The sequence below is a fragment of the Pseudomonas sp. YH-1 genome (assembly GCF_051990045.1).
In the GTDB taxonomy this organism is placed as follows: Bacteria; Pseudomonadota; Gammaproteobacteria; order Pseudomonadales; family Pseudomonadaceae; genus Pseudomonas; species Pseudomonas nicosulfuronedens.
The window spans coordinates 1307502-1325638 of the sequence record NZ_CP178184.1 but is presented as its reverse complement, the minus strand read 5'-3'; the positions used below and the strand labels follow the sequence as shown (position 1 = coordinate 1325638).

General features: G+C 66.2%; 21 protein-coding genes. 3 read left to right on the top strand and 18 right to left on the bottom strand.

Going from position 1 to position 18137, the window contains the following annotated elements; genetic code table 11:
- Positions 1–9: 9 nt before the first annotated feature.
- On the bottom strand, positions 10–630 hold the full coding sequence (locus ACKI1H_RS06065; RefSeq protein ID WP_138519837.1) for a CDP-alcohol phosphatidyltransferase family protein: 621 nt from the start codon (positions 628–630) through the stop codon (positions 10–12).
- Between the two features lie 320 nt (positions 631–950).
- On the opposite strand from ACKI1H_RS06065, the gene lafA reads away from it, so the two are divergent.
- From lafA to ACKI1H_RS06050, 3 genes are all read left to right on the top strand, one after another.
- A complete protein-coding gene (lafA, locus tag ACKI1H_RS06060) occupies positions 951–1832 on the top strand; it encodes a lateral flagellin LafA (RefSeq protein ID WP_138519838.1) in 882 nt (293 codons plus the stop codon).
- 293 nt (positions 1833–2125) lie between these two features.
- Entirely contained in the window at positions 2126–2965 is an 840-nt protein-coding gene (locus ACKI1H_RS06055; protein ID WP_440467903.1) for a winged helix-turn-helix domain-containing protein, read from the top strand.
- Positions 2953–3441, top strand: a complete 489-nt coding sequence (locus ACKI1H_RS06050; protein ID WP_138519840.1) for a hypothetical protein — start codon at positions 2953–2955, stop codon at positions 3439–3441. Before ACKI1H_RS06055 ends, ACKI1H_RS06050 begins: the two co-directional genes overlap by 13 nt.
- Before the next feature lie 5 nt (positions 3442–3446).
- Here the strand turns inward: ACKI1H_RS06050 and ACKI1H_RS06045 are convergent, their stop codons facing one another.
- The 17 genes from ACKI1H_RS06045 to ACKI1H_RS05965 form a co-directional block, all read right to left on the bottom strand.
- Positions 3447–4511: an OmpA family protein gene (locus ACKI1H_RS06045; RefSeq protein WP_280055527.1), complete on the bottom strand. Its 1065-nt coding sequence runs from the start codon at positions 4509–4511 to the stop codon at positions 3447–3449.
- Positions 4508–5380, bottom strand: coding sequence for a flagellar motor stator protein MotA (gene motA / locus ACKI1H_RS06040; RefSeq protein ID WP_138519842.1), 873 nt, complete (start codon positions 5378–5380; stop codon positions 4508–4510). The genes ACKI1H_RS06045 and motA overlap by 4 nt, the downstream gene beginning before the upstream one ends.
- A 13-nt stretch (positions 5381–5393) precedes the next feature.
- A complete protein-coding gene (locus tag ACKI1H_RS06035) occupies positions 5394–6155 on the bottom strand; it encodes a FliA/WhiG family RNA polymerase sigma factor (RefSeq protein WP_138519843.1) in 762 nt (253 codons plus the stop codon).
- Between the two features lie 6 nt (positions 6156–6161).
- The gene (locus ACKI1H_RS06030; RefSeq protein ID WP_440467902.1) at positions 6162–6650 is read right to left on the bottom strand and encodes a flagellar basal body-associated FliL family protein; all 489 of its coding nucleotides are present in this window, start codon (positions 6648–6650) and stop codon (positions 6162–6164) included.
- Between the two features lie 44 nt (positions 6651–6694).
- A complete protein-coding gene (locus ACKI1H_RS06025) occupies positions 6695–7864 on the bottom strand; it encodes a flagellar hook-length control protein FliK (RefSeq protein ID WP_440467901.1) in 1170 nt (389 codons plus the stop codon).
- 3 nt (positions 7865–7867) lie between these two features.
- Positions 7868–8185 carry a hypothetical protein gene (locus tag ACKI1H_RS06020; protein WP_138519846.1) on the bottom strand — a complete coding sequence of 106 codons (318 nt, stop codon included), beginning with the start codon at positions 8183–8185 and terminating at the stop codon, positions 7868–7870.
- Entirely contained in the window at positions 8169–8567 is a 399-nt protein-coding gene (gene fliS, locus ACKI1H_RS06015; protein ID WP_138519847.1) for a flagellar export chaperone FliS, read from the bottom strand. The genes ACKI1H_RS06020 and fliS overlap by 17 nt, the downstream gene beginning before the upstream one ends.
- Positions 8564–9913, bottom strand: coding sequence for a flagellar filament capping protein FliD (gene fliD / locus ACKI1H_RS06010; RefSeq protein WP_440467900.1), 1350 nt, complete (start codon positions 9911–9913; stop codon positions 8564–8566). Before fliD ends, fliS begins: the two co-directional genes overlap by 4 nt.
- Before the next feature lie 366 nt (positions 9914–10279).
- Complete coding sequence (gene flgN / locus ACKI1H_RS06005; protein WP_138519849.1) at positions 10280–10720, bottom strand: flagellar protein FlgN; 441 nt, start codon at positions 10718–10720, stop codon at positions 10280–10282.
- Positions 10717–11001, bottom strand: coding sequence for a flagellar biosynthesis anti-sigma factor FlgM (gene flgM, locus ACKI1H_RS06000; protein ID WP_138519850.1), 285 nt, complete (start codon positions 10999–11001; stop codon positions 10717–10719). Before flgM ends, flgN begins: the two co-directional genes overlap by 4 nt.
- A gap of 181 nt (positions 11002–11182) precedes the next feature.
- Positions 11183–11605 carry a flagellar FliJ family protein gene (locus ACKI1H_RS05995; RefSeq protein ID WP_017521288.1) on the bottom strand — a complete coding sequence of 141 codons (423 nt, stop codon included), beginning with the start codon at positions 11603–11605 and terminating at the stop codon, positions 11183–11185.
- The gene (gene fliI / locus ACKI1H_RS05990; RefSeq protein ID WP_440467899.1) at positions 11605–12936 is read right to left on the bottom strand and encodes a flagellar protein export ATPase FliI; all 1332 of its coding nucleotides are present in this window, start codon (positions 12934–12936) and stop codon (positions 11605–11607) included. Before fliI ends, ACKI1H_RS05995 begins: the two co-directional genes overlap by 1 nt.
- A 1-nt stretch (position 12937) precedes the next feature.
- A complete protein-coding gene (gene fliH / locus ACKI1H_RS05985; protein ID WP_440467898.1) occupies positions 12938–13636 on the bottom strand; it encodes a flagellar assembly protein FliH in 699 nt (232 codons plus the stop codon).
- Between the two features lie 6 nt (positions 13637–13642).
- Positions 13643–14683 (bottom strand): FliG C-terminal domain-containing protein, encoded by a 1041-nt coding sequence (locus tag ACKI1H_RS05980; protein ID WP_045213334.1) that lies wholly within the window; start codon positions 14681–14683, stop codon positions 13643–13645.
- Positions 14661–16358, bottom strand: coding sequence for a flagellar basal-body MS-ring/collar protein FliF (gene fliF, locus ACKI1H_RS05975; protein ID WP_440467897.1), 1698 nt, complete (start codon positions 16356–16358; stop codon positions 14661–14663). Before fliF ends, ACKI1H_RS05980 begins: the two co-directional genes overlap by 23 nt.
- A gap of 9 nt (positions 16359–16367) precedes the next feature.
- Complete coding sequence (locus ACKI1H_RS05970; RefSeq protein ID WP_138519855.1) at positions 16368–16703, bottom strand: flagellar hook-basal body complex protein FliE; 336 nt, start codon at positions 16701–16703, stop codon at positions 16368–16370.
- 25 nt (positions 16704–16728) lie between these two features.
- Positions 16729–18108, bottom strand: a complete 1380-nt coding sequence (locus ACKI1H_RS05965; RefSeq protein WP_440468829.1) for a sigma 54-interacting transcriptional regulator — start codon at positions 18106–18108, stop codon at positions 16729–16731.
- Positions 18109–18137: the final 29 nt, after the last annotated feature.

Here is an 18137-nt window from a genome sequence, read left to right as displayed (position 1 = left end):
GGCCCTGGCTCAGCCGGCCGTTTGTTCCTTCTGCTCGGCCAGCCCCTGGCGCACCCGGTTGACGATAGTCAGCACCAGCAGCAGTGCCAGCAGCACCAGCAACGGGTCGAGCCAGCTCAGCGGCAACAGTCCGCTGGCCACACCGGCACCGAAGACACCGAAGCACAGCGCGCGGTCGCTCTTGCCCATGGGGCCGTCGTAGCGCCGCGAAGCACCCACCATCACCCCGAGCACGCCGGCGTACTCACTGATGACTGCCAGCAGGACCACCAGCACCACCAGCGCCGGCATCACGCCCGGCAGCAGGGCGAACGGCAGGTACAGCGCGCTGTCGGCGATCACGTCGGTGAGCTCGTTGAGGTAGGCACCCAGCTTCGACTGCTGGCCGAATTCACGGGCAAGCATGCCGTCCATGGCGTTGAGTGCCATGCGCAGGAACATCCACAGGGGGATCAGCAGGAATATCCAGGCGTGGCCGGCCAGCAGCGCGACGGTGAGCGCCACCAGCAGCGAAAGGCCGCAGGCGGCCAGCGTCACCTGGTTGGCCGTGACGCCGCGCTCGTACAGGCGGGTGACCAGGGGGCGGAGCAGGTTCTGGAAACGGGACTTGAGCTGGTAGACGGAGATCATGAGGTTCCTTTCTCAAGGTTCGGAGCACAAAGCCCGGAACAAGGCGTTCGGACGAACAATCCACAGCCTTGTGGACCCAGGGAGCTTAGCCGCACCCCGGCGCCAGGGCTGTCAGATATGTCTCAACAACATAGATGACCGCTCCTGAGCAAAAGGACACATGCGGCAAGACGGCGATGTCTGCGCGGCGCCGGCCGGTATCGTCGGAATCCCCGCGCCAAATTTTTCTCCTCCGCCCTTAATCCTTCCCCGCGAGCTGTCGCCTTACCCCTTCAGCAGGCACAACGCCGGCTTCATTCAGCTCATACAGGAAGTCCACCATGGCCTTGTCGATTCAAACCAACTACTCCTCGCTGATCACCCAGACCAACCTGGGCAAGACCAACAACCTGCTGGCCACCAACCAGCAGCGCCTGGGCACCGGCCTGCGCATCAACTCCGCTGCCGACGACGCCGCCGGCCTGCAGATCGCCACCCGCCTGAACGCGCAATCCCGCGGCATGGACGTGGCCATGCGCAACACCAGCGACGCCATCTCCCTGATGCAGACCGCCGACGGCGCCTTCAGCGAGCTGACCGACATCACCCAGCGCATGAAGGACCTGTCCACCCAGGCCGCCAACGGCACCAACACCACCGACGACGGCAAGGCCCTGTCCGCCGAGTTCAACGAACTGGGCAAGGAACTGAAGAACATCATTGCCAACACCAAGTTCGGTGGCGATGCGCTGTTCGGCGTCGATGGCGCCAGCGGCAAGTTCGGCGCCACCGGTGGCGTGACCTTCCAGATCGGTTCGGACAAGGCCGAGACCCTGAACGTCGACGTCACCACTGAACTGAAAGCCGTAACCGACGCCTTCACCGCCCTGACCAGCCAGTTCCAGGCCACCAGCGCTGACGGCAACGAGCTGGAAACCATCACTGGCGCCAACGGCTCCATCGACCTGGCCAACGATGCCCTGGACGCCATCGGCAGCCTGCGCGCGCAGTTCGGTGCGAACATCAACCGCCTGCAGCACACCTCCAACAACCTGGCCAACATGAAGGACAACACCGACCTGTCCAAGGGCCGCATCATGGACGCCGACTTCGCCGTCGAAAGCGCCAACATGAGCAAGAACTCCATGCTGATGCAGTCGGGCATCTCCATGCTCAAGCAAGCTGGCCAGATGCCCAGCATGATCATGGGCCTGCTGGGCTAAGCCCCAGCCAGCGCGAGGCGCCCCCCCGCGTCGCGCGCCCTGATCCGCCAACGCCCCGCCCCGGTGGGGCGTTGTGCTGTCTGCGGGTACGCTGACAGACGGCGTTGCGACCACCGGTCGCGGCGCAGCCCCTCTACGCCAGTGGTTTCGAGGCTCGTGTGAAAATTGCAAGCACGAGTGTGCAAAATTCAGAACTTGCACCCACATTTTTCTGACGTCAAAATAATGCCTCTGCCTCCATGGACAAATGGAGTTTCCCCGCGACCGTCAAGGGAGCGGCTCGCAAGGGCAAGATGAACACACTCACTTCCACGCCAACGGACAGTCGGCCGATCGCCTGCCTGACCCTCCGCACCGGGCGTTCCGATTGCGTCGCGCAGTTCTATCCCGCGCTCTATCAACTCGACCTCGACCGTGACGGCCAGGTGGAGCGGATCGACCTGGGCTTTTCCGGCAGCCGCGTGCTCGAACGCCTGCTGCAGAGTCCGGGAGACGTGGTGGCCCGCGATGAACTGCTGACCCATGCGTGGTCCGATCGGGTGGTCGGCCAGGGCAGCCTGAACCAGCAGATCTATACCCTGCGCCAGGTGCTGGCGGACGAGAAGCAGCGGCAGATCATCCAGACGCTGCCGCGCCGCGGCTACATGTTCAACCCGCAGTACCTGATCGACCAGGCCAGCGAGCCGGACGCGGAGGTCGCCGACGCGACTCCGGAAGTCATTCCGCTGGAGAGCGTCGCTCCCGCCTCCGGACTGCGACCGCCGAATCTACGGCGCCTGAAACTCGCCGCCGCGAGCCTCTGCATCCTCGGCCTGCTGGTCCTCTCCGGCGCCATCTACTACACCCAGGTCCGCAGTCCGGTCCTGACCGCCGAACAGAATGTCGGCTCCCTGCAGATCACCTACGTCGAAGACAACGAACAGGACCTGCAACGGCTGATCAGCAACACCCGCCCCCTGGCCCATCAACTGGCCGACCTGGCCAGCCGCCCCATCGGCCTCATGCTGCACATGACCTCGGGCTTCTATGAGCTGGTCTGCGTGCAACCCGAAGGCAATTCCAACTGGCTGCTGATCCATGAGAGCCAGGTCGCCCGGACTCCCCAGGAGCAGCTGCGCAAGTGCCTGAACTGAACCTACGCCGCCAGGTCGGCGCGGCCCGCCGCTGCCTGGTGGTTTCGCTGTTCGGCGTCGCCTGCCTGACCCTGGCGCTGGGCATGCTGTGGAGGCACGCCCACAGCACCTCGGCCATCGATGGCCGCTACGCCTCTTCCGGGCAGGTGGTGCTGGGCAATGGCAAGGTGCTGGAAATCGCCCAGACCACCATGTTCCACGAGGGGCGCTTCTACTCGATGATCCAGCAGGACGCCAACATCCTCGAAGTTTCCGGCCTGGTCGGCAGCGACCTGGGCGGGCGTTTCCAGCTGCAGGTGGAGGAGAACAGCATCAGCAACCTGCAGGCCGACAGCGGCCTGGACAGCGAACTGATCTTCAACCTGCTCTATGGCCGCCAGCGCGGCGCCCGCATCACCCTCGAACCCCTGGGCGGCTGCCTCTACGGCGTGGAGACACGCCAGGTTTTCTGTCCGCGCCATCCGCGCAACCGCTGAGCCCCTCACAGCTTCAACGTCGGCTCCGCCTTCGCCGCGGGAGCTGGTGCCTCGACTGCCGCTGACGTGGGCGCCTGTGCCTGCTGTGGCTGTGGCTGTGGCTGTGGCTGTGGCTGTGGCTGTGGCTGTGGCTCGACGAGTTTCGCGCCCGACGCCGAATAGTGCACCTGGGCATAACTCTCGCCGAAGATTTCCCGGTACAGACTCTCCGCGCGCTGGGTCAGCAGGAGGATCTCGATCCGCCGGTTGGCGCCGTTCTCCGGGTCTTCCGGGCGCAGCGGCATGACGTCGGCCTGGGCCGCCACCTGCAGCACATGCGCGGCCGGCAGGCCACTGTCGACCATCACGTTGCGTGCGCGCAGGGCGCGGTCGCCGGAGAGGTTCCAGTTGTTGTAACCATCGGGACGGCGGTACTGCACGGCGTCGGTATGGCCACTCAAGATCAGCTTGTTCTGCACCTTCGCCAGCACACCGGACAACGCGCCAAGCAGGGTCTGGAAATGCGGGTCGAGGGTGGCCTGGCCACGGGCGAACATGAAGCGCTGCTGGTCGTCCTTGATCAGGATACGCAGCCCCTGCGGGACCACGGTCACCTCGATGTTGGCCAGCGCATCGACCTTGCCGGACACCTCGCGGATCAACTCGGCCAGCTCGCGCAGGTCTTCGTTGCTGTCGTACTGGCGGCCCTCGCCGTCCTGCTGCACGCTCGAATCCTTCGCCTGCTCGCCAGCCTTGCCTTGCTTACCAGAGTCGAGTGCGAGCTGCGGCGCGGGCTTTTCCGGGGTCTTGACCGGCTGCGGCATGCCATCCAGCTCGATGGGCGTGCGGCTGGCACCGTCGAACACGCCGGCACCGCCATCCACCACCGGGTTGGCGTCCTGGTCGCCCACCGCCACCGGCTGCGGCTCGGTCTGCGGGTGAACGATCCACAGCACCATGAACAGCGCCATCATCGCCAGGGTGAAGTCGGCGAAGGCTACCTTCCAGGCGCCGCCGTGCTCGTCATCGTGGCCCTTCTTGCTGCGGCGCTTGATGATGACTTCGCTGTGCTTGTCAGCGCGTTTCTTCATGCTGCGTCCCGCTCTTCCTCATAGCGGGTGACCCAGGTCTCCAGCTGCTTGAAGGCCGGTTTCACGTCCTGTTCGATCAGCTTGCGACCGGCGTCCACCGCCAGCAGCGTAGGCTTGCCGGCGACATGGGCAACCAGCGTGGTACGCACGCATTCCAGCGCCGACAGTTCGGTCTTCACCCGCTGCGACATGGCGTTGGACAGCGGGTCCATCAGGCAGTAGCAGACGAAGATGCCGAAGAAGGTACCCACCAGCGCAGCGGCCACGTGGGCGCCGATCTCGGCCACCGAGCCACCGATGTTGCCCATGGTGATGATGATGCCGAGGATCGCCGCGAGGATGCCGAAGCCGGGCATCGCCTCGCCGACCTTGTGCAGCGACTTGGACGGCTGCAGCAGGGCGTGCTCCATGGCATCCAGTTCCTGTTCGAGGAAGCCTTCCAGCTCATGGGCGCTGATCTTGCCCATGGCCATCAGGCGGAAGTTGTCAGCGATGAATGCCATCAGGTTCTTTTCCTGCAGGATCAGCGGGTAGCGAGCGAACAGGTCGCTCTGCTCCGGCTCCTCGATGTGCGCGTCGAGGACCTTCAGTCCGCCGACGTCGACCATCTCCAGCAGTTCGTAGAGCAGCATCAGCAGCTGGCGCTGGAACTCCTCGCCACGGCGCTTGAAGACGAACACGCCCTTGATCTGCGAGCACATCTCCAGCAGTACTTCGCGCGGGTTGGCGACGACCAGGGTGCCCAGGCCGGCGCCGAGGATGATGATCATCTCCGCCGGCTGCCAGAGCGCGCGTAATTCGCCGTGGGCCATGGCGTAGCCGCCGAGCACGCAGGCGATGATGATCAGGGCGCCGATGATTTTCTGCATAGGTCAGGATTCTTCAGGGGGTGTCGGGGTCTTGGAGGAAACGGCTGCACTTGCCGATCGCCTGCTTCATCAGCTGGCAGATGCGCGCATCGGTCAGCTCCAGCACCAGGGCGATTTCCTTGAGGTTCAGTTCGTGCTGGTAATACAGGTTGAGGATCAACCGCTCGCGCTCATTGAGGCGCTCCAGCGCCTGGGCCAGCAGGCGCTCCTTGAGCACACGCTCTTCCAGCGCGTCGCCGCTGCCCTGCACGCCGTCGTGGCCGTTCTGCAACAGCGCGTCGAAGCTCTCGATGGCCTCGGAGGATTCGGCGCGCAGGTAATCCTGGTAGCCCGCCTCGTCAAGGCCGGTAGCAGCGAACACTTCCTCGTCGCTGGGCACGCGGCCGAGTTGGCGTGCCAGGGAACGGATCGCATCACGCACCTTGTGCGCCTGCTGCCGTACCTGGCGCGGGCGCCAGTCCTGGCGACGCAATTCGTCGAGGATCGCGCCGCGAATGCGCAGCGCGGCAAAGCGGCCGAACTGCTCGTCCGGCTCGCCATAACGGCGCAACCCTTCGAGCAGGCCCATCAGGCCGATCTGCTCCATGTCCTCGCGATCCAGCACCTGGTTGGCCTGCAGCGACAGCTGGCTGACGATGCGCCGAACCAGCGGCAGGTACTGCATCATCCAGCGCTGCTCGGCCGCCGGCGACAGGCGCGCATGGCCGCCGTCGGGGCTGGCGTAGCCGCCGACACCACTGGCATAGCTGAGGGCAGGATCGCGAAAGGCGTGCATGACGGCTTACTGGACGATCATCTTGCTGAGCATCACGTGCTCGAAGGGCACCACCACCTTGCGCGCGGCGAAGTCGTCGATCACCGCTTTTTCCAGGCGCGCCTGCACATCGCCGATGGGCATCGCCCGCAGCACTTCGAACTTCTCCGGCGTCAGGTTGGCGACCACCGAACTGCGCACCATCGGCGCGACGCTCTCCAGCTTCTTGCGCTCCTGATCGGCCTTGGCCTGCAGCACCAGGTCGATCACGAAATAGTGCTCACGGTCCTCGCCACGAGAGCTGACGATGATCTTCTCCACGGGCACGAAGAGGTATTCGGCGCTCTCCTGCTCTTCCTCCTCCTTGCCGTCTTCCTTGCCGCCCTCCTTGTCGGAGGCAGCGGCGGCCGGGGTGAGGCTGGCGGACTTGATCATCTGGTAGTTGACGAACACGCCACCCAGCACGACGGCGATATTCACGATGAGCATCAGTAGAACGAGACGCGGCGTGGTCATGGGGTTTCTCGAAAAATCCTGTGGGAGTGCGGGCCGCTGGCGACCTACACGGTAATCAGCACGTCGCTGTCGCCTCGGGGCGCGGAACGATCGCTCGCCTGCGCATCGCGCGGGTTGGCGGCCACCGCAAGCTGCTCCTCGGCGAAGCGCTGACGGTTCTGCTGGCCCTGCTGGCCCGGCTGCGAATCGGACGAAACCTGCACGTTGACCTGCAGGAAGTTCTGCCCGACCAGTTCCTGGCGCAGGCGCTCGCTGGTGTTCTGCAGCATGCGCACCACGTCGCCATTGGACGCGGAGATCTGCACGTTGAGCTGGCCAGCCTCATGGCGCACCAGGATCTCCAGGGCGCCCAGTTCCGGCGGATCGAGGCGGATCGTGGCGTTCTGCACGCGCTGGCCAAGCTGCAACTCGACGTTGTCGCGCAGCGCACTGACCATCTGCTCGCCCCAGTGGGCCTCGTTGTTGCCCTTGAGGTGCAGCGGCCTGTCGAACAACGGCGAGGCCGGCGTCGTGGCGGAGGGCTGGGCGTTGCCGTCAGCGGCGGCGGCGGCGGGCAGGCGCGGATCGAGCGCGGCGGCCGGCAGTGCAGGCACGCTGGAGTCCGGTGCCTGCACGGCAGCGGCCAGGTGCTGTTGCAGCAGCGTCTGCGCCTGGCTCTGGGTCGCCTCGCGGGGTGCCGGCGCGGTGGCCTTGGCGGGCTCCTCGGAAAGCTCGGCAGGCGGCAGCAACATATCCTCCGGCTTCACGGCGGAGGGCGTCGGCTGCGCAGACGAACCGGCCGCCTGGGTGGCGAACCCGGCCACGCGGGCGCTGGTCCGCTCGGACGGATTGTCCCGCGCCTGTACCACCAGGCCCGCCTGGCTGAGCATGCCGGCGAGCCAGCTCTCCGCCCCGGAAGGCGAAGCCTCTTCCGCCTGCTGGCCTTGCGCATCACTGTCGCGGCTATCCGCGGGCAGCGCCTCCGGCAGGACAGGCAAGGCAAGGCTGGGCTGCGGCAGCGATTCGTCGACCTGTGCCGTATCGAACTGCGCGAGGAACGACTGCACAGTGATAGTCCGCTCGCCAGCATTCGGTTGCGCCGGCTGTGGCGCGCGGAAACCGGAGGCACTGGCAACGCAAGCGTCATCACGGCGCGAATCCTGCGGACGTGCGTCGGCCACCGGAGGCGTATCGCGCACGGTGGTCGGCAGGGATTGGGTCGGTAGCTGGATCACGGTCTATCGACCCTCCTGGTACGTATCCACCTGCATGTACGCCGAGCGTCCTTCGGCATACTCCAGGTGCGAGAGCAGGAGGCGGCGCAGACGCTCGCACTCCTCGGCACAGGCCTGCGACGCTTGTTCGTGCAGGCGCTTGAGGTGCTTTTTGGCCAGCAGCACATCGGCTGCCAGCCCGGCCTGCGACGACATAGCCACCAGTTGCGCGCGGATCGCCAGGTCGACCTGCCCCATGGCTTTCCAGTCCTTGCGCTGCAGCGCACTACCCAGCCGTTCGTACAGCTGCAGCAGGCGCTGGCGATCATCCACGGGCGGCACTCACTCCCTCCCAGCCTTCACGCAGAATGCCCAGCAGGCGCACCACTTCGTCGATGCCAGCGACCTCCAGCGACACGCTGACATCGGAGAGACGGTAGATGCAGTAGTCGTAGAGACGCGCCAGGCCCTGCACGGTCTCGCCGCCGCTCTCGTAGTCGAGCGCGCCGTTCAGGCCATTGAGGATGTTCAGGCACTTCTCCAGGGAGCGGCCCTTCTGCTGGTAGCGCTTGTGCTCGATGTGTCCGCGGGCGCGGGCCAGTTCGTCGAGCAGGCCGTCGAACAGCACCAGCACCAGTTCATAGGGCGAGGACGAGGCGGCCTTGGATTCCAGATCGATCATCCGGTAACTGTCGTAGTTTTCGTTCATGCCGTAGGCGGTCATCCGAACATCCCGCTGGTCTGGTCCATCGACTGCATGGTCTGCATCATCGAGGTGTATTGCTTGAGGTAGCGCGCGTAGTAGGTGTCGTACTGCTTCTGCAGGTTGTCGTAGTCGTCGTCGACGCGGCGCAGGCTGTTGTTCAGGGCGTCCTTGCGGTTCTTCATGACGCCGTTGGTGCTGTTGGTGTAGACGGCAACACCCTTGTCCAGGCTGTCGAGCAGGTTGCCCTTGCCCATGAACAGCTTGTCCAGGGCCTCGGGGTCGCTGGCGACGGCCTTCTCGAAGCGGGTGGCGTCGAGGGTCAGCTTGCCGCTGCGGTCGGCGCTGATGCCCAGGTTGATCAGGTTGGCGCCGCCGAAGCTGGTGCGAACCATCTGGTTCAGCGCGTTCTCGATGGAACGCACGCTGGAGTCGCCGGCCAGGGCACCGCGGGCGTTGCCGTTCTGGTCGCCGGCGGCAGTCAGGCTGTCGATGGTGCTGGCCAGGGCGTTGAAGGCGTCGATGAAGGTCTGCACCTTCTTCTTGGTCTCGCTCTGGTCCTGGGCGACGGTCAGGCGGATGGCCTGTTCACCGGACTTCTGCGCCTGGGTGAAGGTGGCGCTGACGCCGTCGATGATGTTGTCGAAGGTGTTACTGGCGTTGGTCAGCAGCATGCCGTTCTCGCCGCCGAGACGGACGCGGGCGTCCTGCGCCTTGGACAGTTCCTGCGGGTTGCCGATGGCGTTCTCGAAAGCGCTGCTGGCGCTGTCGGTACCGCTGAGCGACAGGCTGATGGCGTTGTCCGCGCCGGATTTCTCGGCACCCAGCACCAGCGATACCTGGCCATTGCTGCGCACCAGGGTGGCCTTCACGCCCGTGTTGTCGGTGGCCTTGTTGATCGCGGCGGCCAGCTCGTCCAGCGAATTGGCGCCATCGCCGTCGGTGTCGATCTTGCTCAGGTCGATGTCGAAGGACTTGCCGTTCTGGGTCAGGGTCAGGGTGCCCTGGGTGTCGATATCGCCGGACTGCAGCCCGGAGAAGGACAGCTGGTGGCTGGTGGCGAGCTGCTCGACGAAGAAGTCGTAGCTGCCGGGTACGGCGTTCTTGTCCACCTTGGCGGTCAGGTAGCCGTCCTTGCTGGTGGTGGCGCTGTTCACCAGCATGCTGGTGTTGCTGCCGGTCACGCCCTGCAGGCTCTTCACCGCCGAGGAGAAGGTCTTGAGCGCCGACTCCAGGGAAGTCACGGCAGTCAGTTGGGACTGGTACGAGGACTTGTTGCGGTCAGCCTTGTTCAGGCCGTTCTGCACTTCGTACGTGGCCAGCTGCTGGGCCATGCTTTTGACGTAATCGGAATCTATGGTCGCCATCTGAATCCACCTCTTTGGGTCGGAAGAGCAATTACGGTGCCAATGCCGGAAGGCCCACCAGACGGGGCTTTTCGGGATTACCGGGGAGAAGTTTCACTTCCGCCCGGCATGCTTTGGCGCGCAGCGGGAAGCGGTGTTTCCGCCTGCCGGAAGTGCGCCTTGATGCAGGGAAAGGGCGACCGTGGAGAGGGATTCGTTAAGCCGTTTTGGTGGGATGTTTTCGCGTGCAATGGCCGGGATGGGTGCCGTGCGGTTCGCGAGCAAGCTCGCTCCTACGAAGAGCGCGTCGGCGTCCCCCTGTAGGAGCGAGCTTGCTCGCGAACAGAGCCCACCCAGGAAAACCGCGACCGAAAGATGAAGCGCGGCTCAGTAGGGCTGCCGCGAATACACCGACTGTTCGCGCGGATCGCCCATGAGCTGGCTGAGGATGTCGTGGTGCATCGCCAGCAGCTTACCGTTGCGCTCGTTGAGGCGCTTGCACTGGGCAGTGAGCTGGCCCAGTTGCTGCCATTCCTGCTGCAGCTCTTCGCGACGCGGCGGCTGGTAGTTGGACAGCAGCGTGCGCATGCCGTCGGCGTCCATGGGCAGATGGAAGGCACGGAGCACGCGGCTGCGGCGCTGGGCACGGCCGGCGACGGATTCGAGCAGTGCCTGGATGTCCGGGTTCAGCGCTTCGATCTGTGCGCTGTCCCGCGCCAGCAGGTGGCGATACAGCTCCTGCAGGCGCTCGCGCAGCGCCAGGCAATCGCGGCCATCCTGCTGGATGTCCTGCTCGATCACCTGCAGCAGCCGCGCGCGCTGGGTCATGCGTCGCTGCCGCGATGGTAGGAGAGGATGCTGGTGGCCAGCACGCTGGTGTCGTTCTGCAGCTCTCCATTCATCAGTGCGCGGCGAATTTCGGCGACGCGGTTCTGGTCCACGTCGGGCATGGCGCGCAGGGTTTCCTGCATTTCGTCCAGACGCAGCGAATCGTTGACCGGCGCGCTCGCGCTGGTCTCCGCCACCGGGGCGGCGCGCTCGCTGCGCGCGGTCTTGGCGGACTCGCCGGTGGCCAGCGCAAGGCTGGTCAGTTGCCGGGTGATTTCCATGGTGGGTATCCGAATATTTTCTGGGCTTTCCCTCAGAGGGCGACCGCCCCGGAGGAAAACTTAAATGCCGTGTCTCGTGCTCGCCGAACAGACGGCGGATAACCGCAAGCGGTTATTCGCCCTACAGATCGCCTCCCCGACGTAGGGCGCATAACTCGGAACGAGTTATCCGCCATTGCCATCACGCCCGCGCGCGCCACCAGGACTGCGCGGCGAGGCCATCCTGGATTTTCTGCTCCTGCTGCGCAAGCTGCGCCTGCCATTGGCCGACCTTGGCCTCGATCACCTGAGCCAGCACCTTCTCGCTGCGCATGGCCGCCATAAGCTCGCCCTGGATACGCGCCAGGGTCTGTTCGGCAACCTCCAGCTCGCGGCGCTGCAACTGCAGCATCTTGTGCAGGGTCGCCTTGTACTGCTGCTGGTTGTGGCGCTGCAGCGGCGTGCTGGTGGCCACGCTGAAACCGCACAGGCGGTCCAGCCCGGTGATGTTGTTGCGGTAGCGCTGGCAGAGGTTCTGCTGGTAGTTCACCCGCCCCAGCAACTCACGGACCTTGCCGCCGCGCACGTCGGCCAGACGCCCGAGCATGTCGATCTGCGCCTTCATCAGCGGCCCCCGACGATGCTTTGCAGGGTGGCGACGCTGTTGCCCAGCTCGGCGCCGTCAGCGGTCTCCTGGCGCAGGTAGCGCTCCAGCATGGGCGCCAGCTGCACGGCGCGGTCGGTCTTCACGTCCATCCCCGGCGTATAGCCGCCCAGCGGAATCAGCTCCTTGATGCGCTCATAGGTGCCGCTGAATTCCTTGAACTGCCGCGCCGCGGAGAGGTGCGTGGGTTCCGCCACCTGGCTCATGCAGCGGCTGACCGAGGCGCCGATGTCGATGGCAGGGTAATGCCCCACGTCCGCCAGCCGGCGCGACAGCACGATGTGCCCGTCGAGGATGGCGCGGGCGCAGTCGACGATCGGGTCCTGGTGATCGTCGCCTTCCGCCAGCACGGTGTAGATGGCGCTCAGGCTGCCCGTCTCGCCCTCACCGTTGCCGGCGCTTTCCACCAGTTCCGGGAGCATGCCGAACACCGACGGCGGATAGCCCTTGGTGGCCGGCGGCTCGCCCAGCGCCAGGGCGATCTCGCGCTGGGCCATGGCGTAGCGGGTCAGCGAATCCACCAGCAGCAGCACGTCCTTGCCCTGGTCGCGGAAATACGCAGCGATGCTGTGGCAGAGCTCGGTAGCCTTCAGGCGCATCAGCGGCGACTCGTTGGCTGGCGCCACCACCACCACGGCTTTCTGCAAGCCTTCCGGGCCGAGGGAATGCAGGATGAATTCCTGGACCTCGCGGCCACGCTCGCCGATCAACCCGACCACCACCACGTCGGCCTTGGTCTGCCGCGTGATCATCCCCAGCAGCACGCTCTTGCCCACGCCGCTGCCGGCGAACAGGCCTACGCGCTGGCCCTTGCCCAGGGTCAGCAGGCCGTTGATGGCCCGTACGCCGACATCCAGCGGCTCCGACACCGGGCGCCGGCGCAGCGGGTTCACCTGTGGCAGCTCGGTGGGCAACGGGTGGCGACCGGCGAGCTTGCCGAGGCCGTCCAGGGGTTCGCCGAGGCCGTTGACCACGCGCCCCAGCCAGGAATGATCGATATGCAGCACGGCTTCGTCCGGCGCCGGGAAGACCCGCGAGCCGGAGGTCAGGCCGACGGGCTTCTTGAAGGGCATGAGGTAGGTGATGTCACGGTTGAAGCCAACGACCTGCGCCTCCAGGCGTTCGCCGTCGGCGACTTCCACGTAGCAGCGCTGGCCGGTCATGCGCCGGCAGCCGAGGCTTTCCAGCAGCAGGCCGGAGACCCGCACCAGGCGACCGCTGACCCGCGCCAGCTGGACCGAGTCCAGCGAGCGCAGCGCTTCTTCGAGCTTGAAGCCGTCGCCCAGGGCCATCTCAGTCTGCGTCCTGCAGGTGCGCGCTCAGGGCTTCCATGCAACTGTCCAGGCGCTGCTGGCAGCCGATGTCGGCTTCGGCCTGGGCGGTGACGACGCGGCACTCGCCCAGCGCCAGGCGCTCGTCCGGCACCAGTCGCCACTTGGCGGCGCGCTCGGGGTTCAGTTCGCGGATGCGCGCGCATTCTTCCGGGTTGAGCAGGATCTGCACGTCGCCCTGCTCGCCCGGCATGGCGGCCAGGGCTTCCTCGGCCAGCGTCAGCAGTTGCGTCGGGTTGAGTGTCAGCTCGACGCGAATCACCTGCTTCGCGACCTTCTGTACCAGCTCCAGCAGCTCCTTCTGGCGGCTGCGCTGGAAGGCCTGGTGGTACTCGCCGAAGGCATCGACGGCAGCCTGCAGCGGCGCGCTGGCCTCATCGAACACCTGGCGGCCGGTGGCACGGCCCTCCTCGCGGCCCTTGCGCAGGCCGTCCTGGCGACCGGCTTCGAAGCCTTCGCGCAGGCCAGCTTCACGGCCTTCGCCGACGCCATCCTGGTAACCCTTTTCCAGGCCTTCCTGGAAGCCTTCGGAGATGGCGCGCTGACGCGCGGCCGGGTCACTGTCCCAGCCATGGTTGTCGGCACTGGCGGTGGCGCAACGCGGCGGGAAGCGGTACGGACGCCAGGCGCGGCTGTCAGCCTTGATGACTTTGATCGCCATGCCCGGTTACTCCACCGTCTGCTCGCGGAACAGCTGCACCTGCAGGTCGCCCTCGGCGGCCAGCTCGCGCACCACGCCCATGATGTCCTTGCGCACCTGCTCCACACGACTCAACGGCACCGGGCCCTGGCGGCGGTTGATGGACTCCATCTGCTGCGCCTGGCGCTTGGGCATGGCACCCTGGATGGCGCGCACCAGCTCGGGCTCGGCGCCCTTGAGGGCGACCACCCACTCATCCAGCGGGATGACTTCCAGCAGGGTCTGCAGCACTTCCTGGTTCTGCCGGGAGAGGATGAAGAAGTCGTACATCTCGTCTTCGATCTTGCCGACCAGGTCGTCGTTGTGGGCGCGCAGCAGTTCGAACATCTGGTTACGGTCGCCCTTGAAGCGGTTCATGATGTCCGCCGCCTGCTTGACCCCGCGCACCTGCGAGCCCTGGGTGGAGAGCACGCGCAGGCTACGGTCGATCAGCTGCTCAAGTTCGGCGATCACATCGCTGTTCACCTCGCTTAGGTTGGCGATGCGGAACAGCAGCTCGTCCTGGCGCTCGGGCGGCATGGCTTCGAGCACATCAGTGGCCATGCCCGGTGGCAGGAAGGCGAGGAACACCGCCTGCATCTGCGCGTGTTCCTTGGCGATCAGCGCGGCGAACTGCTTGGGATCGATCCACTCCATGCGCGCCATCTTGGCGCGGATCTCCTCGCCGTAGATGCTGTCCAGCAGGTTGCGCGTGATGTCGCTGCCCAGCGCCTTGCCGAGCATGCCGGCGAGGTAGGAGCGCGAGGCACCCTTGATGCTGGACTGCAGCTTGTAGTCGTCGAAGAAGCGCCCGATCACGTCGGAAACGGTGTTCTGCTTGACGTTGGACAACCGCGCCATCGCCTGGCTGATGCTGACGATTTCCTCGCGGCTGAAGTTGCGCAGGATGCCCGAAGAGGCTTCGTCGCCCATGCTCAGCATGAGGATCGCCGCCTGTTCCAGGGAGCTCACGGCGCGCATCTGCGGGCCGCGCTTTTTCGTTTCTTCAGGCAGGCTCGTGTCGGTCATTGCGGCCAATCCAGTGCTTGATCACTTCCGAGACCCGTTCCGGGTCGTTCTTCGCCAGCATCTGCAGATGCTCGATCTGGTGTTCCAGGCCCGAGCCCGGCGCCGGCAGGCGGATTTCCGAGAGCGGGTTCAGCTCGCCGAGCACATTGAGCCCGCCGACGCTTTCGCTGCCCAGCGCCAGGCGCCGCTCGGCGTCCAGCGCCAACGGGTACTCGGCGCCGCCTTCGGGCAGCTCGGCAATCGCTGTCGGCTGCGCGCGCTGAGTCAGGCTGCGCACTGCCGGGCGTACGCCGAACAGCAGGAACAACAGCGCAATCAGGCCGAGCACGGTGTAACGCACCAGCGACTGCAGGGCGCTGCTCTCCCACCAGCTGGCGGAAGACGCTTCCACCGCCGTGGCGGCGAAGGGGAACACGCTGACGGTGATCAGGTCGCCGCGCTGGGCGTTGAAGCCCACGGCACTCTTCACCATGGCTTCGAGGTCGGCGCGGGCCTTGTCCGTCCAGCCGCCCTCGGGCGCGGTGGACGCGTTGATCACCACGGCGACGCTCTGCTGGCGCAGGGCGAAGGCCGGGTACTTGATGTGGGTGACGCTCTGGTCGAAGTCGTTCTGCCGGGTGGCTTCCTCACGGGTCGAGGTTGCGGCCTTGTTATCGGTGCTGGCGACCTTGCCGTTGCCCGGCGGATTGCCGCCTTGCGCGTTGTTCTGACCCTGTTGCTGTTGCTGCGGCGGCGGCTCCGGCGGGCGGTTGCTCAGCGAGCCGGGCACGCCGAGAGCGAGCTGGTCCAGCGTGCTCTCGTTGCGCAGCACTTCGCTGCGCAGGCGTGGCGCTTCGCCGTAGGCCTGCAGGGTTTCTTCCTTCTGGCTGAAGTCGATGTCCGCGGACACGCTGATGCGGTAGTTACCCAGGCCGAGCACCGGCGCCAGCACTTCCTCGACATTGCCCACCGCCTTGCGCTGGTACTCGTCCACCGCCTGCCAGTTCTGCGAGGGCCCGCCCACACCGCTGATGCCGCGCGACAGCAGCACGCCGTTCTGGTCCACCACGCTGACATCTTCGGGCTTCAATTGCGGCACGCTGCCGGCCACCAGGTTGACGATGGCGCCGACCTGCTCCGGGCTCAGTCGCTGGCCGGGCGCCAGTTGCAGCAGCACCGAGGCCTTGGCCGGATCACGACGGCCGACCACGAAGGAGTTGCTGTCTTCGCGGGCGACGTGCACGCGCGCCTGTTCGATGCCTTTCAGGCCCATGATGGTGCGGGCCAGCTCGCCTTCCAGGCTGCGCTTCAGGCGCACGTCCTGGAGGAAGTGACTGGTGCCCAGCGGCTCGTCCTTGTCGAACAGCTCGTAGCCGGCCGGCAGGGACACCTTCACGCCCTTGGCCGCCAGCAGCATGCGAGCGCGCGCCAGGTCTTCCTCGCGCACCAGCACCTGGCCGCTCTGCGGATGCAGGCGATAGTCGAAGGCCTCGGCGTCCAGCACCTGCATCACGTCAGCGGCCGGGTAGGCTTCGCCGGCACCGTACAGCGGGCGATAGGCACCCTGGTCGCGCCACAGGTAGAAGACCACGGCGGCAGCCAGCAGGGCAGCGCCCAGGGCGATGCCGAGCAGCCCCAGACGCGGGTCGAGCTTGAGTTTGTCGAGCGGCAGGCGCCCTTTGAGATTCTGCAGCACTGTCAGTCCTTACAGCGGCATGCGGATGATTTCGTCGAAGGCGCCGGTGAGCTTGTTGCGCACCTGCAGCAGCGCGGAGAACGACACGCTGGCCTTCTGGCTCTGGATCATGGCGCCCACCAGGTCTTCGCTCTGGCCGCTGTCCACCGCAGCCATGGCGGCGCTGGACTTGTGCTGTTCGGCATCCACCGAGCGCAACGCCTGCTCGAAGCTGGCGCCGATGCCCTGCGCCGGCGCATTGCCCGACAGCTGCGCGGCGGGCCGCACGGCCGGGCCGCTGGCGAGGTCGGCGTATCGGTTCATCCGGTCCAGCATGTCCTGCTGCACCTGCACGATGGAACTCATGGAAGGTCTCCCCCGGAAGACAAAATCAGAACTGCACCTGCACGCCCTGCTCACGCATCGCGTTGAGCCGGTAGCGCAGCGCGCGGGTGGTCATGCCCAGGCTTTCGGCGGCCTTGGTCTTGTGCCCGCCGAAGCGGCGGATGGTATCGATGACGTGCTGGTACTCGGCGAGCTTGCCGCTGGCGCGCAGCGCGGCACGGCCGCCTTCAGCCGCAAGCGGAATGATGGCGGCGACAGTGGCCACCGGAGCTTGTGGCGCAGCCAGGCCGAGGTCGCGGGGCTGGATGAACAGGCCGTTGCGGAGCACCAGGGCGCGCTGCAGGGTGTTCTCCAGCTCACGCACGTTGCCCGGCCAGTCGTGTTGCAGCAGCGCGCGGCTGGCGGACTCGGTGAGCAGGTCGTGCTCGGCGTCCAGCGGGGCGTACTGGCGGATGAAACGACGCGCCAGCGGCAATACGTCTTCCTTGCGCTCACGCAGGGGCGAGATGTGCAGCGGCAGCACGTCGAGACGGAACATCAGGTCGGCGCGGAAGCGCCCTTCGCCGACTTCGGCCTGCAAATCGCGGTTGGTAGCGGCGATGATGCGCACGTCCAGTTCCATCTCGCGGCGGCCGCCCAGGCGCTCGACGCGCTGTTCCTGCAGCACGCGCAGCAGCTTGGCCTGCAGGGCCAGCGGCAGCTCGCCGATTTCGTCCAGCAGCAGGGTGCCGCCGTTGGCCAGTTCGAACTTGCCCGGCTGGGCGTTCACCGCGCCGGTGAAGGCGCCGCGTTCGTGGCCGAAGAGGATGGATTCGAGCATGGCCTCGGGGATCGCCGCGCAGTTCACGGCGATGAAGGGCGCGTCCGGGCTGGCGATGCCGTGGATGTAGCGGGCCAGCAGTTCCTTGCCGGTACCGGTCTCGCCGGTGATCAGGATCGGCGCGCGGGTCTGCGCGACGCGTTGCGCCATGGCCAGCAGGCGGCGGCCGGCCTGGGAGCGCGAGACGAACAGTTCCTGGGCGGCGCTGGAAGCCTCCTGGCGACGCAGCAGCGCGGCGAGCTGGCCAGCGCCAAAGGGTGACAGCAGGTAGTCGACGCAACCCAGGTCGAGCAGGGTGGCGGCCTTGTCCTGCTCTTCATAGCCGACGATGGGCACCACGTCGCGCTCGCGGCCATCGCTGAGCAGCGCACCGACCTGGGCATAAAGGTCAGGGGCGGGGAAGGCGCCGGCGAGAATGAACAGCAGGGAGGCGTCACTGCGCGCGCGGGCCAGTTCGGCGAAGCCGGAGAAGCGCTCGACACGGCAGCCTTCGGCCAGCAGCGTCTGCAAAAGGAGGGCGTGAGCGGCGTCCGAGGACGGCCCGATGATCGCAACTTTTTTCTGCGCCGGCCGCTCTTCGAGCAGCGTTTCACATAATTGATCGATCGACTGGCTTACACTGTTCACCGCAACTT